The organism is Rossellomorea marisflavi (assembly GCF_022170785.1).
Taxonomy (GTDB): domain Bacteria; phylum Bacillota; class Bacilli; order Bacillales; family Bacillaceae_B; genus Rossellomorea; species Rossellomorea marisflavi_B.
On sequence record NZ_CP081870.1, the window covers coordinates 3930962 to 3947112 of the forward strand.

The window sequence follows — 16151 nt, forward strand, 5'->3', positions numbered from 1 at the left end:
TGTCTCTTCTCTTACATCGGAACCTCACCGGACTATTTCAGTCGATCAGCCGATTTTACGGCGTGAAATTTTATCGATATTCTCAAGCATCAGACCCGTTCCGACCGCTACACAGTCCATCGGGTTCTCAGCTACGAGTACAGGTACTTTCAATTCTTCCGCAAGAAGCGTGTCCATACCGTGAAGAAGCGCTCCCCCTCCTGTCAGGATCACACCGCGGTCGATAATATCCGCTGATAGTTCTGGCGGAGTCTTCTCCAGGACGTTCTTGGCTGCCTGGACGATGACAGCGACTGATTCACGAAGGGCCCCTTCAATTTCTTTTGCTGTCACGGTAAGGGTACGTGGAAGACCTGATACCATGTCACGTCCGCGGATGTCCATCTCATTCATCTCGCCTTCGCGATTTTCGGAGAAGACCGTACCGATCTTGATCTTGATGTCTTCCGCTGTACGTTCACCGATGAGGAGCTTGTACTCGCGTTTGATATAATTCAGGATTTCATAATCGAATTTATCCCCTGCCATCTTGATCGACTGGCTTGTGACGATATCGCCCATGGAAAGGACCGCTACATCCGTGGTTCCCCCTCCGATATCCACGACCATATTCCCGGTCGGGTTGAAAATGTCCATGCCTGCTCCGATGGCTGCGACTTTAGGCTCTTCTTCAAGGTAGATCTTCTTGCCGCCACTCTTCTCGGCTGCTTCCTTGATGGCTTTTTGTTCGACGCTCGTGATGTTTGTCGGGCAGCAGATCAAGATGCGCGGCTTCGACATGAATCCTTTCACGTTCAGCTTATTGATGAAATGCTTCAGCATCGCTTCTGTTACATCGAAGTCTGCTATGACCCCATCTTTAAGCGGGCGGATCGCGACAATATTCCCAGGCGTCCGGCCAACCATGCGGCGCGCCTCTTCTCCTACTGCCAATACTTTATTCGTATTCTTGTCCAACGCGACGACGGAAGGCTCGTTAAGGACGATCCCCTTCCCCTTTACATGAATCAATACATTTGCTGTACCTAAATCGATACCGATATCTTTCGCGAACATTTGTTGTGACTCCCTTCTTCTCATTCAATTGATCTATGGTTTATTTCCTATGTAGTTACGTTTTAACGTTAAGGTAAAATCTTCACCTAATTAATTATATTACCATAAACGTGTCGAAAGCAGGAGTTGTTTGTCAAAAAAATGAATTTTATTTAAATCGCCTTCTATTGCCTTTCGGAGCAGGCTGAATGACTCGAATTCAACCTCTTTCCATTCATTTGAGGACCCTCCACCTCGCTGCTGTAAACGTAAAAATACGCCATCCGCCCTTCTTCCTGCGGGCGTGGCGCATCGGTTTCAGCTGTGGAGTTCTTCTTTCCTATATTTTTGCTTCGTGGCTTCTCCTCCTCTTAAGTGTCGGATCGATTTATGATAATCCAGTATTGTCTTTACTTCGTTTGCAAGCTCCGGATTGATTTCAGGCAGCCGTTCCGTTAAATCTTTGTGGACCGTACTTTTGGACACGCCAAACTCCTTCGCAATGACGCGAACGGTTTTCTTTGTCTCCACGATATACTTGCCAATCTTGATTGTTCTCTCTTTGATGTAATCGTGCACACCACTCGACCTCCCCAAATTGGATGTGAGAAGTGTGAAATGAGACTCGCTTCGCATGAGTGATTAGTATAAGTTACGTTGCCGTTATGGCCCGTGGTTTACAACGTATAAACATATATGTGACTGATTCGCTATGGGATATGGACGATTCCTCACCTCAAACACTCTCTGTATTGATAGGTTTGTTTCATTTTATTAGCATTTGTCCCCATATATGCACACTTTACCGAATAAGGACAAGATAACGTTTGAATTTTCAGAATTCATTTTGAGCCATGCGACATATTTTGATCTATTTCCTGAGAAATAGTCAAAATACCCTTCATTTATGATTCATATGAACATACTTAATGTTTCAATTCTCAAAGTACCCCTTAAAGCCTGAAACAAATCAACTGATTCTCGTCAGGTTAACGTCTAACCACCGTTTCACCCCAATGACCTAAGGGAAAATGTATGATCTTGTTCTACTTACATGGTTGTCAATCCACATTCCAAACTGGTGATTCATTGCTGACTGATGCCTTTCGAGCATGAGCTTTTTGGTCTGCGATGAGCACTCCATTACATTTTATGTATTCATCGACATTTGTGGGCATGGGGTGTTCTTTATAAATATAAGAAGCCTGTTTCTATACAGCGAAACAGGCTTCTTAATTCAATTCACATAAAATTACTGAATCTCTCCAACTTCCTTACTTATGTTCAAACACCTTTTCAACTACTCGCTTAGTGGCTTGACCATCTTCAAGATTACAGTATTCGTTGTAGAAGGCTTCATATTTATCTTTGAAATTATTGTTAACTTCATCTATGTTCCTAATCGAATCAACCACATCATCATTTGACATTAATAATGGCCCCGGCAGGTCATTATAAACATCAATATAGAACCCTCTCAACATACTTTGATATTTCTCAACATCATAAGTGTAAAACAGAATCGGTTTCCTCAAATTCGCAAAATCAAAGAATACGGAAGAATAATCTGTTATAAGCATATCGCTGGCTATGTACAGGTCATTAATATCATTATACTTGGAACAATCATAGGCAAAGCCTTCATGTCCCGATAAGTCGATATTATCCGAAATAAAATAGTGCATCCGCAAAATAATCACATACTCGTCACCAAACTCTTTTTGCATACGTTCTAAATCTAATTTCAAGGTAAACTTATAATTCCCTGCAGAATGAAATTCATCATCCCTCCACGTCGGTGCATACAAAATTGCTTTTTTAGAGGTTGGGATCCCCAGTTTGTCTTTAATTTGATTTTTATATTCCTTAGAGTGATTCTTTAAAATATCATTTCTAGGATACCCATATGTCAAGATCTTTTCTGATGGATACATAAAGGCACTTTCAAAGATCGATTGACTGTATTTATTTGCTGCAATTAAGTAGTCCCAATTTCTTGATTGATCGTAAAAGTCCTTCTTATAATTTTTATTTGCCGATGTTACATTTTCCATATCAAACACCAGTCGTTTCAGTGGAGTTCCATGCCAAGTGGATAGTATAACTTGATTATCTTTTTTGGATAGCCACTTAGGTTGTCGCATATTGAGCACAAAATATTTAGATACTGTAATGTAGTAAAAATATTCCCAGCCAAATCTTTTGATTATTTTTACATTTTTATTATTAAATTCCTTCTCGTCTTTCACTAAATCTTTATCGTTCAACACCCAAACGTGCTTCCACTTATTCGGATCTTTTTCCAAAAGGTAATTGAAAATCGCTTTAGGACTGTCCGAATAGTTTCTTCCCAAAAAACTCTCATATAAAATAGTATTGCTTTTAATAGGCAATTTGGCAAAGATATTTTTTTGGATTTTCTTCTGTCTAAATCTTTTATTTTTTGGTTTTGTAAACTGCTGGGCTTTATATCCAAAATCTCTTGCCTTACTAAACATATAGCCCGTTTTAAAATTCCCTTTTTTTATTGCATTAATTTCGTAGGAGTGCCTTTTACTCAAATTTAGTCCTTCTGAAGACTTATTCAATATTGAATTTAATTCTATATATAAAGGTTTGATTTCTTTATACGAGCGACTAAATCCTTCACTTGTGACTATCTTATACAAATAGAACTTAACTGCTGTTAATTTAATTTGCTTAGCGAGGTATAGGTTATCACAATTAATCAGAGACTCATTGTATGCCTGCAATCGCTTTAGCATTCTGTCGCCATGCTCTTCTTGTGATAAGGATGGAGAATTGATCGGGTCATTATGCAGATATTTGTAGTAAAGTTTTGTTTTAGTCTGTTTTATCGTTTGAACCTTGTTATATAGTTCAATCAAGAATGGAATATCACTATATAAATTGTTCTCCGATTTAAATGTAATATCGTGATCTCTCAAGAAAGATGTTCTAATAATAAAACTATGTGCTCTGTACCGATAGTTTAATTTTTTTAGGGATTCCTTTACCTTAATGATTTCATAATTAAGCTGTATGATCTCTTTCTCGAACAAACCATACATGATTTGATTTATTTGGTGCTGATCGACTTGGATATTCACTTCATTTAGCACAGATTCTAACTTTGGTAATGGCTCTTCTCCAAAGAACGCCTGCTTGTTTTTCTTCATTGTGGATATTTTATCTAAACTCGTTTCGGAAATACCGAATTTAAACACATCAACATGTTCAGTATCCGCATCAATCATATGTTTAGCATATATTAAGGCATTCGGATGCAAGTAATCATCTGCATCGAGAAAAACAATAAACTCACCATTAGCTCTTTCAATACCTTTGTTTCTGTAATCAGATAATAAAGCACTGTCATCCATCTCAATACCTATTACATTCAGTTCTCCTACATCAAGGTTGGCACTGACTCCAGGCTTATTATGTATAAATAACACTTCAAAATCTGTGAAAATTTGTTTTCGTAAACTTTCTATACAATTCCAGAGAAATTTTTCATTATTCCCTTTGTCTTTATACGGAATGATAATTGAAAATTTCATAATCTCCCTACTTTCCTAAAAAAATCCCTAAAAAACATCTTTTTCATTATAACACCCATGCCAAATTTTGAAATATCTTTATTGACTTTTCATATTGATTCGCAAAAAATAATTCAGAAATCGAAGTATCAATAGATATCCGAACTCTTTCGCTTTAGGGATGGATTCAACAAAAAAGGCATCCCACAAATGTGGAACGCCTTCCTTAGCTTCATCCTTTAAAATCTACATCTTCATCGATCCATACCTCTCCGTCCTTATAGGTCATCTGCTCTGGATACCTGAGGTTCTCCACTTCATCCTGAAGTTTCTGAGACGGCGCAGGGGTGAGGAGTGAAACGGTGATATTGGCAATGATCGCTGCCGTGGCCCCGAAGACGCCGGCACCCGTGTCAATGATCCCCAAGACCGTATAGCCCTCCCTCGCGAGAAAGATATAGAGCAAGGTGACTCCCAGGCCGACAAGCATACCTGTCACTACTCCGTGGGCGTTGGAGCGCTTCCACCAGACCCCGAGCAGGAGTGCAGGGAAGAATGTTCCCGACGCAAGGGCAAATGCCCATGCGACAATCTGGGTGATGACACCAGGTGGATTCAGTGCCACGAGACCTGCAAGGAGCGTGGCAACCACAATCGTCCAACGGGCCACGGCCAAACGATTTGCATCTGATGCCCCCGGTTTCATGACCCTATAGTAAATGTCATGGGCAAAGGAAGACGAGATGGCGATGAGAAGTCCGCCTGCAGTGGAGAGGGCCGCTGCCATGGCTCCCGCTGCCACAAGACCGATGACGAATACACCCAGGTTGGCAATCTCCGGAGTCGCCATGACGACAATATCATTGGAGATGATGATCTCCTGCCACTGAAGGATGCCGTCACCATTCGTATCCGCCACTTGAAGCTTCCCTGTATCGACCCACGACTTTGTCCATGCAGGGAGCTCACTGATCTTACTTCCGGCTACTTTCGTCATGAGGATGAACCTCGAGAATGCTGCATAGGCAGGTGCTGATAAATACAGGATCCCGATAAAGAGAAGCGCCCATGCCCCAGACCAGCGAGCTGCCTTCATCGTGGAGACCGTATAGAATCGGACAATAACATGTGGAAGCCCTGCGGTTCCCGCCATGAGGGTGAACATAAGGGCGATGAACTGCCATTTTGATCCGTTCGTGAAAGGTGCAAAATACTCTGACACACCGAGCTGCCGGTCCAGTTCACCGATCTCCTCGACGATCCTCCCGTACGACAGCCAAGGAGCCGGATTTCCTGTCAGTTGCAGGGACATGAAAATGACAGGAATCAGATAGGCAATGATCAGAACAAGGTATTGCGCCACCTGCGTCCAGGTGATTCCCTTCATTCCCCCAAAGGCCGCATAGAATGCAATGAGCACGACCCCGATCATCGTCCCGATCTTCGCATCGATTTCGAATAACCGACCGATGACGACCCCCGACCCGGAAAGCTGTCCGATAGAATAGGTGAAGCTGATGATGATGGTACAGATCGCCGCCGTGATCCGTGCCGGATGGCTGTTGAATCTGTCTCCGATGAATTCCGGAACGGTGTAACGTCCATATTTCCGGAGCTGAGGGGCCAGAAGGAACGTGAGAAGGAGATATCCCCCTGTCCACCCCATGATATAGGCCAGGCCGTCATACCCGAGAATCATGACCGTTCCAGCCATACCAATGAATGATGCGGCGCTCATCCAATCAGCACCGATGGCCATCCCGTTGAAGATCGGCGGGACCCCGCGACCAGCCACATAGAAATCCGATGTTTCTTTTGCTTTGTTGTATACAGCGATACCAATGTATAAGGCAAATGTCACCAAAATGATGATCGTCGATACTAACAGCTGAGAATCCATCTATCCGTTTCCCCCTACACTCTGTCTTTTTTCTTCATCCCAATTTCTCTTGTCTCTTTAATGATCCAGCGTCTTCCCATAGCTGAGGGCTTCATTCTTCTTCGCGTCGATTCCGTACTTCCGGTCGATTTTGTCACTAACGACTGCGTTGACAAACAGCAGTAAGATGAAGGTGACGACCGCTCCTTGCGCCCCCATGAAGTAATGGAAAGGAAAACCGCCAATCGTATAGGAAGACAGTGGTTCCGCAATCAGCACTACACCGAATGACGCGATGAACCAAATGACCAGATACACACCCATATAGATGTTTTTCTCTCTGAAATACCGATCGGCTTTCACCTTTTCGATTTTTTTCATTCCGTTCCCCCCTTTTTTTCACACTACCTCAGACTGAAAATGAACTTCACCGTTTCGAAAAATGGAGCCGGCACCATGGCGATCTGAATAATCAAGAATACAAAGAGGGCCACGAATGGGATGGCCAGATAAAAGGCCTTCTTTTTCCTTATGTTGAGAAAGATGCAAAAACCCGTGAGCGCCATAAAGATGAAAAAGTAAATGGATGTCACCTCCTTATGTAAGCGTTTTCTTAAATGAACATATTTCTCCTCCCTGAATACTTATTCATCATTATGTATAGGGTGCTGGACAGGGTCAATAAAAAAAAGTCGACAGAAATTTCATCGCCTATGACGTTGTTTTTTTACAATAGCAAGATGGCACCCTGCAGAACCGGAAGACCGTCTGTATTATTTTCCTGCCAAACTAACATCCTGTCGAATGGCCTCGCAGGTTATTGACGCAAAAAAAGAACCAGCCGCAATGGGCCGGTTCCGTATGGGATCATTCTTCGTCTTTAGTATCAGCTGCGTCCGGGGTAGTACTGGACTCATCGGACTCTTTCTTCTCCGCGCCTTGTTTAGGCTTGGCTTGTCCTTCGTTTCCTTCAGACTCTTTCTTTTCTTCAGCAGCATCTTTCTTCTCTTCTGTACCTTTGTCTTCAGAAGCTTGCTCTGTGGATACTTGTTGATCCAAGTCAGCTTCTTGAAGGGTGGCAAGGGACTTATTGAAGTACTCAAGTGGATTCACGGCTAAGCTGTCTTTGCGGATTTCAAAGTGTACGTGTACACCAGCTTCTTCGTTCAGACTGCTCTTGCCTGCTTTGGCAATTTCCTGACCTTGCTTGACTGTGTCACCAACAGCAACCTTGAAGTCTTTGACCGATTGGTAACGTGTGACGACACCTTTGGAGTGCTCGATTTCAATCGTGTTCCCAAGTAGGGCATCTTCCTGAACCTTTGTAACTTCTCCACTCATGGCAGCAAGGACATTGAAGTTCTTGCCTTCTTTCGAGATGTCGAGCCCTTGGTTCGGATAGTACTCATTTCCGTGGACGATGAGCGCTGCTTCCTGTTCTTCGGCCGTGGCATTAGCATCATAGAATTCTTTCTCAATGACGGTTTCATCCGGCTTGGCGACTGGCATTACGAAGTTTTCGAGTGAACGGTTGACTTCTTCTGCAGGTTGATCAAATTGATTTTCGGTAGGAACTCCATCATAGCTGTAATCCTTTGCTTTCTCGTTCACATCATTCGATGCTTGGTACCACAAAATCCCTGTGATCACGACTGCTGCACTTGCCAAGTAGATTGCTGGATAGGCCCAGCGCCTTTTCAAAAATTTTGGAGAAGTATGTTTCTTTTCTTCCTCTCTCATTTTCATCACCTCAGCAATCATTCTGAACAGAATTCAGAAAATATATACACGAGGTGAAAAAATTTTTAAAATCTTATCTTTCGACAAAACGAATCGTTCTATGCACGATTTTTTACATCTCTTTGAACTTTTATTCTGATGGGCGAAAAGGAGGGCTCCCCGTGCTACAATGAAAGGATGAAACGAAAGGACGATGTCTGAATGAAATCTGTATTGAAAATCGGGCTGACCGTAGCCCCTTTCTTATATATGCTCTTGATCTGGTATCTTTCGAGTAATCCCGATGATAAGGTCCTAAGCCTCCCGGAGCGGGATCTTGACCGATTCATCAAGGAATCCCTCCACCTGATCGAGTTCGGGATCCTTTACGCTCTATTTGTCCTTGCCCTTCTTGCTCACGGAAAACTCACTTATGCTTTCAATACCGTCGCCGCCCTGATTGCCATTTTCTATGGCTTCACGGATGAAATCCATCAGGCCTTTGTGCCGGCCCGTTCTGCCACCATGATCGACGCTGCCAAGGATCTTATCGGCGTGACCATCCTCTATTGGCTCGTCAATCACACCTACTTCCGCTCACCGGAACGTCCACTGGGCCGTTGGTTGAAATCAGTTGAGAAGTATTTTACAACTTAAACGAAAAAGCGCCAGGTCCGGAAAGTGGACCTGGCGCTTTTTCAGCGCTGTGCGGTGACTTTTTTCAACAACGTATCTGCCTGGGTGATCTTCACGTCCTTATAATAGTGCTGGACGATCTGCTTATAGTCCTTTCCTTCCTCCGCCATTCCGTTAGCACCGTATTGACTCATGCCGACGCCATGTCCGAAGCCTTTCGTTGAAATGACGATATGATCGCCCTTCAGCGACCAGGTGAAGTCGGATGATTTCAGATTCAGCTTATCCCGTATTTCCCGCCCGGTAAACTTCTTGCCGTTGATCTCCACGTTAGCAACCCGCTTCCCTTCCGTGCGGCCGGTGATCGTACCTACGCTGCCATCCTTCGGAAGAGTGACCCCCAGTTTCTTTTGAAAGTCCCTTGTCTTGATGACGACTTGATCTTCAAATTTCGGGGATTTGGAATCCCAAGGGCTCTCGACACTCCTCAGGTACGGAAGCTCATTCTCCCAATAGGATTCTGAGTTCTCTGTGTAGCCGTTGCTTGTCGAGAAAAAGGCAGCTGTGATCGGTTTATCTTTGTACGTCAGGACTTTGCCCATCGTCCCATGTACGGCATCTTTGATTTTTTTGATTTTCCATTCATAGTCCGCGCCCCATAGCTTGGCGAGCTCTTTTTCATTCTTGTATACCTGATGTGCGACGGTATCGGTTACATCGGCACCTTTAGGGACGTTGGAGTCATCTACAAGAAGCTGATTCACAATATACGTTCTGGCAGCCAGCGCTTGGGCCTTCAATGCTTCAGGTTCAAAGTCGGCAGGCATTTCACCGGCTACGACTCCCACAACGTACTGCTCGAGGGGCAGTTTTTCGATGAGGTCGTCGTTTGAACGATAGACGGCTACCTGCATGGATTGGTCCATGTCTTTGTTGGCGGTTTGTTTGGCTTTGGCTTCGTCCAGGTTGGCTGTTTCTTTTCCTGATGAGAAGGGGAGTACCAGCAGGGCGGGAATCGTGATGATGATGATGATAAAGAGTGAGAAGGTGAGTAGTACGGGTTTCCATTGCTTCATGTGCGCTGCCTCCATATAAAGTGAAATAGGAGATGGTGTTGCGTTTCTCCTCTTTTCAAATGTATGGGGATGGACAGGCTTTTATGAATGATTATTGTGGTCATTTTTAATGAGTGGAGGGATTGTTTTTTGAGGGGATGTTCCGTTCCGCTGCGGCCACCCGCTTTCCATGGGGCGTGCGGTGAGCTGCTTCGGTGTTGCCTGCAGGGTCTCACCCTGCCCGCTTTTCCCATAGGAGTCGGGTGGCCTCCGCTGCTCTTCACTTTTGGTGATATATAGATGCTGATCCCTTATGATCAGACACATATAGATAAGGTGCCAATTCACTCCTATTCTTTTGATGGCTTTTGTTAATAGTGGATAGGACGTTTCGTTTCGCTGCGGGTGGCCGCTTTCCGGCGGGGAGGGAGCCTGAGCCGCTTCGGCTGCCGCCTGCAGGGTCTCAACCTTCCCTCTTTTTCCGCAGGAGTCGGCCAACCTCCGCTGCTCTTCACTTTTGGTGATATGATGTCTGGCTTTATGAAAATGGGTCAAGCGTGTTTCCCGTTAAGTTCAAACGTATTTTCCACTAACCACTGATTCATAAATATATAAAAACGGACCTCCTGTTGTAAGGAGGTCCGTTTTATTGGATACGCTTATGCGTCTTTGATCATGGTTTCTTCTGTTGCTGGTGTTTCGTCTGCTTCGTTGACGCGTTCGATGTCTGCACCTAGAGCTGCGAGCTTTTGGTGGAAGTTGACATAGCCACGGTCAAGGTGTTTTAGTTCTGTGACTCTTGTGTAGCCGTCTGCTACAAGTCCTGCGATGGATAGGGCTGCGGCTGCACGAAGATCGGTTGCAGCAACTTCTGCACCTTGAAGGGCAGTTGGTCCATCCATGATGACAGAACGGCCTTCGATTTTGATTTCGGCGCCCATGCGGCGGAATTCTTCCGCGTGCATGAAGCGGTTTTCAAATACCGTTTCCGTGATGACGCTTGTTCCATCTGCTGCAAGGAGCAATGCCATCATTTGAGATTGCATGTCTGTCGGGAATCCAGGGTGTGGCATCGTTTTGATGTCGACGGATTTCAATGAATCCGGACCGATGACACGAACACCTTCCCCTTCATCGATGATCTTGACGCCCATCTCCTCCATTTTAGCAATAAGAGAAGACAAATGTTCAGGGATTGCACCTTTTACAAGAACATCACCTTTAGTAATGGCAGCAGCTACCATGAATGTTCCGGCTTCAATACGGTCCGGGATGATGCTGTGCTCCACTCCATAAAGGCGATCGACACCCTCGATGCGGATTGTTCCGGTTCCGGCACCTACTACGTTTCCTCCCATTTTGTTCAGGAAGTTCGCAAGGTCTACGATTTCCGGTTCTTTTGCAACATTTTCAAGGATTGTTGTTCCTTCTGCAAGAACGGCAGCCATCATGATGTTCTCAGTGGCACCTACGCTTGGGAAGTCGAGATAGACTTTGGCACCATGCAAGCGACCGTCAACTTCAGCTTCGATGAAGCCGTTACCGACTTTCACTTTTGCACCCATTGCTTCGAATCCTTTAAGATGCTGATCAATTGGTCTTGAACCGATTGCACATCCACCAGGAAGGGCTACACGGGCTTTACCTGTACGTCCAAGAAGTGAACCCATCACTAGGACGGATGCACGCATTTTACGTACATATTCAAAAGGCGCCTCTACAAATAACTCCCTTGACGCATTGACGGTTACTTCACCGTTCGCGAATTCTACATCTGTATTTAAATGACGTATAACTTCATTGATCGTATATACATCGGAGAGTGGTGGTACGTTTTTGATGATGCTTTTTCCTTCACTTGCTAATAATGTAGCAGCGATGACTGGTAAAACGGCATTCTTTGCTCCTTCAACTTGCACTGTACCGCTTAAACGCTGACCGCCGCGGACGATAATTTTTTCCAAGAGTATTCCCCTCCGCGTCCAATTTCTCTATATTAATATTCAATAATCAGGATGGGTGTGCCAATGACAAAGGTTGTCTCAGCGCCCATTCCACTTTTCCGTAAACCAAGTTGAATGTTCATATCTTGATGCTGTTTGGTTTGAATGGTCCGTGACAATTGTTCCGAGTAGGCTGAAATTGAATGAAACTCTTCCTCTTTTAAGGATTCCAATTCGTTTGCGTCCAATGTGTCCATCATTTCGACGGCTTGATTCGACAAAACTTCCTCAAGCGTATCACTGAATTTGCCTTTAATACAAGAGAATATCAAGGGTTTATCCGTGAAAATTTCATCCATGTTTGGGATATATTCACTTTTGATATATGCCTTGGCGCTCTCTCCCCAAGTGGTCTGACTTCCGCGCAGCTCATACATAGTATACGATTGTGATTGCCCGTTTGTGAGGGTATGTAAAATCTTAATGGTTTCTGTTCCATGAGACGTCTTGCGAAGTCCCGTCACCACTGTTTCTTCCTTTGATTTTTTTGTTACCCACTTGAATCCGGAAAATTTCTCCTGAATCAACTCACTGTGTTTGGCAAACCCTTCTTGTGTGAAGCTAGATGCGTTTTCTCTTGCATACAGAGACCATTCATTGACCTTCCCACCAGCTCGTTCGACGGCAAGATCAAGTTTTTCTATATCGGTGAAACGCTTCGCTTCGATAGTGTTGTTCCCATTACTGACATAAAGAAAACCAATTATAATGAAAAAAATTACGAAAATGTAAAAGTTACGCACGATTATTCCTCCCCTTTAGTAAAAGTCTTTCCGTCAGGGTGAGGAACATACTTGCAACTTATCGTCATCTTTTTACAAATCTGTCTTCTTACAGTCATGTGATCGTTTTCATAATGAAACTTTTTCACAAAGGGCGTAAACACAAAATTAATCTTACTCAAAACAAGTTCCTTTGAGAACATGCAGGAAGACCTATTTTTTGTAAGGATTTGACCCTATTCGAAAAGGGTCGGCAGCTGCTGGGTCCATAGGTAGTAATCCAACAAGAACCTGCTGACGGCAGAACCAATGGCAATGGTCAGTAGGATGTACAAGAGCCTCCCTTGGGCGACCCTGTTTTTTTTAAGGAGCTTATCCAATTGGATTGATTGAAGAGCCCAGAATGTAACTGCGAACACCACCAAGTGAATCAGCATGCTGATCAGCGCCTGCTGGCCAAATGTTACGTCCATTCCTTCTCACTCCAAAAAAAAATTTAGACACACATAGACTATTTTAACATATTACCTTTGCACTACAATAGTTATTTTTGTAAATGTCAGGTTTTTTTGAAACTCTGTCTTTTAGTCTCTATGTGTATGTCCCACGTTTCATTTTACTCCCTTTGTATAGGTAAAGCCAATTGGAGCGTGCAGGATTTTTTCATATTTTTTTGTCTCTTCATTATATATACAAAAATCCACCCGTAAGGCATGAGAGCCTCAGGGTGGATTTTCAAGATCGTATTAGAAGTTACGCTCTGACACGTTGATTCTGTTCATGGCACGTTTCAAGGATAGTTCAGCACGGCGGAAGTCGACGTCATCCCTGCTTCCTTGAAGGCGTCCTTCTGCACGTCCTTTGGCTTCCTTGGCACGTTCGATGTTGATCGCTTCTGCCGTCTCGGCAGATTGTGCAAGAATTGTCACCTGTTCAGGACGGACTTCAAGGAAGCCGCCGCTGACAGCTACAAGCTCAGTGTCGCCACCTTTTTTCAGGCGAACTGCACCGATTTGTAGTGGAGCAACCATCGGAATGTGTCCAGGCAAGATCCCAAGCTCACCGCTTTGAGCTTTCGTACTTACCATGTCCACTTCTGAATCGTACACTGGGCCATCGGGAGTGACAATATTGACTTTTAATGTCTTCATTTTGTTCCCTCCTGGTCCGCGATTATACCTCTACGCCCATTTCTTTAGCTGCAGCCAGTACGTCCTCGATCGGACCTACCAGACGGAATGCATCTTCAGGAATGTGATCGTATTTGCCCTCAAGGATATCCTTGAATGCTTTAACTGTATCTTTCACTTCTACGTATGAACCTTTTTGTCCTGTGAACTGCTCGGCCACGTGGAAGTTCTGTGAAAGGAAGAATTGTACACGACGCGCACGGTGAACGGTCAGTTTGTCATCATCGGAAAGCTCATCCATACCGAGGATCGCAATGATGTCCTGAAGTTCTTTGTAGCGCTGAAGCGTCTGCTGTACGTTACGTGCTACGCTGTAATGCTCTTCTCCAACGATTTCAGGAGACAGGGCGCGTGAAGTGGAAGCAAGTGGATCCACGGCAGGGTAAATACCCATTTCCGAAAGCTTACGCTCAAGGTTCGTCGTCGCGTCAAGGTGGGCGAACGTCGTTGCCGGAGCTGGATCCGTATAGTCATCCGCCGGTACATAGATCGCTTGGATCGATGTAACGGAACCGACATTCGTCGATGTGATACGCTCTTGTAATTGACCCATTTCGGTCGCAAGTGTCGGCTGGTAACCAACGGCAGATGGCATACGTCCAAGAAGGGCGGATACTTCTGAACCTGCTTGCGTGAAACGGAAGATGTTGTCAATGAACAATAGAACATCCTGACCTTGCTCATCACGGAAGTACTCAGCCATTGTCAGACCCGTCAAGGCAACACGCATACGTGCTCCAGGCGGCTCATTCATCTGACCGAATACCATCGCTGTCTTCTTGATAACACCGGAATCGCTCATCTCGTGGTAAAGGTCATTCCCTTCACGAGTACGCTCCCCTACACCGGCGAATACTGAGATCCCACCGTGCTCCTGGGCGATGTTGTTGATCAATTCCTGGATCAAAACGGTTTTACCTACACCGGCTCCACCGAACAGACCGATCTTACCACCCTTGATATAAGGCGCTAGCAAGTCGACTACTTTGATTCCTGTTTCAAGAATTTCCACCTCTGTGGAAAGCTGATCGAATGTTGGTGCTTGTCTGTGAATCGGGTCACGACGGATTCCCTGCTGAAGAGGCTCGTCCAGGTCGATTGAATCACCCAGTACGTTGAATACACGTCCAAGCGTGATGTCACCTACCGGTACAGAAATCGGTGCTCCAGAATCGAGTACTGTCGCTCCACGCTGTAGCCCGTCTGTAGAGGCCATGGCGATTGTGCGCACAGAGTCATCCCCAAGGTGAAGGGCAACCTCCAGTGTAAGTTCGCCTCGGTCTGCGATTTGGACCTTCAATGAGTTGTAGATATCCGGTAGCTGCCCGCTAGAGAACTTGACATCGACAACCGGACCCATTACTTGAAGAACATGTCCTGTGTTCATCTCTTTCCCTCCTAACTGGCTTTTGACGATTGATACGTCTCTTTCTATTCGAGTGCTGCCGCCCCACCGACGATCTCAGTGATTTCCTGAGTGATCGCAGCCTGACGTGCACGGTTATAAGACAATGTAAGATCACCGATGAGTTCCTTCGCGTTGTCCGTCGCACTTCGCATGGCCGTCATACGTGCCGCATGCTCACTGGCTTTACCATCGAGCAGTGCACCGAAGATGAGGCTCTCTGCGTATTGCGGAAGAAGGACTTCAAGGATCTCTTCAGCGCTTGGTTCAAATTCATAGGAAGTAAGCTTGGTAGAAGTGGATTCAAGATCCGTCAACGGCAGAACCTTCTTCTGCGTTACATCCTGCTGGATTGCACTAACGTAGTGATTGTAGAACATATAGAGCTCGTCATACGCCCCGTCCGAGAACATGGTGACCGTCTTATTGGCGATATCCTTGATATCGGCAAAATTCGGCTGATCCGGCAGTCCTACGACCCCATCAAGGACATGATCTCCGCGTTTCAAGAAGAAATCGCGGCCCATACGCCCCAGCGCAATGATCGTGTATTCATCCTTGGAGCTGTGACGCTCCTGGATTGTATTATTGACAGCACGCAGCACACTGCTGTTATATGCCCCCGCCAAACCGCGGTCAGACGTAATGACCAAGTAGCCGGTTTTCTTTACGGGGCGGGAGACTAGCATTGGATGCGTTACGTCGGTGCTTCCGAGGGAAATGGAGGTGACGACTTCCTGGATCTTTTCCATGTAAGGGACGAATGATTTCGCATTCATCTCGGCACGGTTCAGCTTGGAAGCAGAAACCATCTCCATTGCCTTCGTAATCTGACTTGTTTTCTTCGTAGACGTAATACGAGTTTTAATGTCGCGTAACGATGCCACTGGTTCTCACCACCCTTTTTTTGAAAATGTTAGACCTTGTCCTTTAAACCCAAGGTGGAAGGTGCCCCTTAGGACACC

At 45.1% G+C, this 16151-nt stretch carries 15 protein-coding genes; 1 reads left to right on the forward strand and 14 read right to left on the reverse strand.

Going from position 1 to position 16151, the window contains the following annotated elements; genetic code table 11:
* Nucleotides 1-45: 45 nt before the first annotated feature.
* From mreB to K6T23_RS20330, 6 genes are all read right to left on the reverse strand, one after another.
* Nucleotides 46-1056, reverse strand: a complete 1011-nt coding sequence (gene mreB, locus K6T23_RS20305; RefSeq protein WP_053429617.1) for a rod shape-determining protein — start codon at nt 1054-1056, stop codon at nt 46-48.
* A 297-nt stretch (nt 1057-1353) separates the two neighbouring features.
* Nucleotides 1354-1614, reverse strand: a complete 261-nt coding sequence (gene spoIIID / locus K6T23_RS20310) for a sporulation transcriptional regulator SpoIIID (RefSeq protein ID WP_048004881.1) — start codon at nt 1612-1614, stop codon at nt 1354-1356.
* A 695-nt stretch (nt 1615-2309) separates the two neighbouring features.
* The gene (locus K6T23_RS20315; protein ID WP_238283145.1) at nt 2310-4598 is read right to left on the reverse strand and encodes a bifunctional glycosyltransferase/CDP-glycerol:glycerophosphate glycerophosphotransferase; all 2289 of its coding nucleotides are present in this window, start codon (nt 4596-4598) and stop codon (nt 2310-2312) included.
* 211 nt (nt 4599-4809) lie between these two features.
* Nucleotides 4810-6477, reverse strand: a complete 1668-nt coding sequence (locus K6T23_RS20320; protein ID WP_056539126.1) for a sodium:solute symporter family protein — start codon at nt 6475-6477, stop codon at nt 4810-4812.
* Between the two features lie 57 nt (nt 6478-6534).
* Nucleotides 6535-6837: a DUF4212 domain-containing protein gene (locus tag K6T23_RS20325; protein ID WP_053429619.1), complete on the reverse strand. Its 303-nt coding sequence runs from the start codon at nt 6835-6837 to the stop codon at nt 6535-6537.
* Between the two features lie 486 nt (nt 6838-7323).
* Nucleotides 7324-8157 (reverse strand): stage II sporulation protein SpoIIQ, encoded by an 834-nt coding sequence (locus K6T23_RS20330; protein ID WP_238283147.1) that lies wholly within the window; start codon nt 8155-8157, stop codon nt 7324-7326.
* A 240-nt stretch (nt 8158-8397) separates the two neighbouring features.
* Here K6T23_RS20330 and K6T23_RS20335 point away from each other — a divergent pair, with 240 nt between their 5' ends.
* Nucleotides 8398-8832 (forward strand): VanZ family protein, encoded by a 435-nt coding sequence (locus K6T23_RS20335; protein ID WP_238283149.1) that lies wholly within the window; start codon nt 8398-8400, stop codon nt 8830-8832.
* 41 nt (nt 8833-8873) lie between these two features.
* Here K6T23_RS20335 and spoIID read toward each other — a convergent pair whose 3' ends face one another.
* From spoIID to K6T23_RS20375, 8 genes are all read right to left on the reverse strand, one after another.
* Nucleotides 8874-9887, reverse strand: a complete 1014-nt coding sequence (gene spoIID, locus K6T23_RS20340; RefSeq protein WP_238283151.1) for a stage II sporulation protein D — start codon at nt 9885-9887, stop codon at nt 8874-8876.
* Nucleotides 9888-9968: 81 nt separating this feature from the next.
* On the reverse strand, nt 9969-10421 hold the full coding sequence (locus K6T23_RS20345) for a hypothetical protein (protein ID WP_238283153.1): 453 nt from the start codon (nt 10419-10421) through the stop codon (nt 9969-9971).
* 104 nt (nt 10422-10525) lie between these two features.
* Nucleotides 10526-11830, reverse strand: coding sequence for a UDP-N-acetylglucosamine 1-carboxyvinyltransferase (murA, locus tag K6T23_RS20350; protein ID WP_048004875.1), 1305 nt, complete (start codon nt 11828-11830; stop codon nt 10526-10528).
* A gap of 32 nt (nt 11831-11862) precedes the next feature.
* Entirely contained in the window at nt 11863-12612 is a 750-nt protein-coding gene (locus K6T23_RS20355; protein ID WP_056539138.1) for a YwmB family TATA-box binding protein, read from the reverse strand.
* 215 nt (nt 12613-12827) lie between these two features.
* Complete coding sequence (locus tag K6T23_RS20360) at nt 12828-13064, reverse strand: DUF1146 family protein (protein ID WP_053429624.1); 237 nt, start codon at nt 13062-13064, stop codon at nt 12828-12830.
* 273 nt (nt 13065-13337) lie between these two features.
* Complete coding sequence (locus tag K6T23_RS20365; RefSeq protein ID WP_056539144.1) at nt 13338-13742, reverse strand: F0F1 ATP synthase subunit epsilon; 405 nt, start codon at nt 13740-13742, stop codon at nt 13338-13340.
* A 22-nt stretch (nt 13743-13764) separates the two neighbouring features.
* A complete protein-coding gene (gene atpD, locus K6T23_RS20370; RefSeq protein ID WP_053429625.1) occupies nt 13765-15168 on the reverse strand; it encodes a F0F1 ATP synthase subunit beta in 1404 nt (467 codons plus the stop codon).
* Nucleotides 15169-15212: 44 nt separating this feature from the next.
* Nucleotides 15213-16073, reverse strand: a complete 861-nt coding sequence (locus tag K6T23_RS20375) for a F0F1 ATP synthase subunit gamma (RefSeq protein WP_238283157.1) — start codon at nt 16071-16073, stop codon at nt 15213-15215.
* Nucleotides 16074-16151 lie beyond the last annotated feature (78 nt).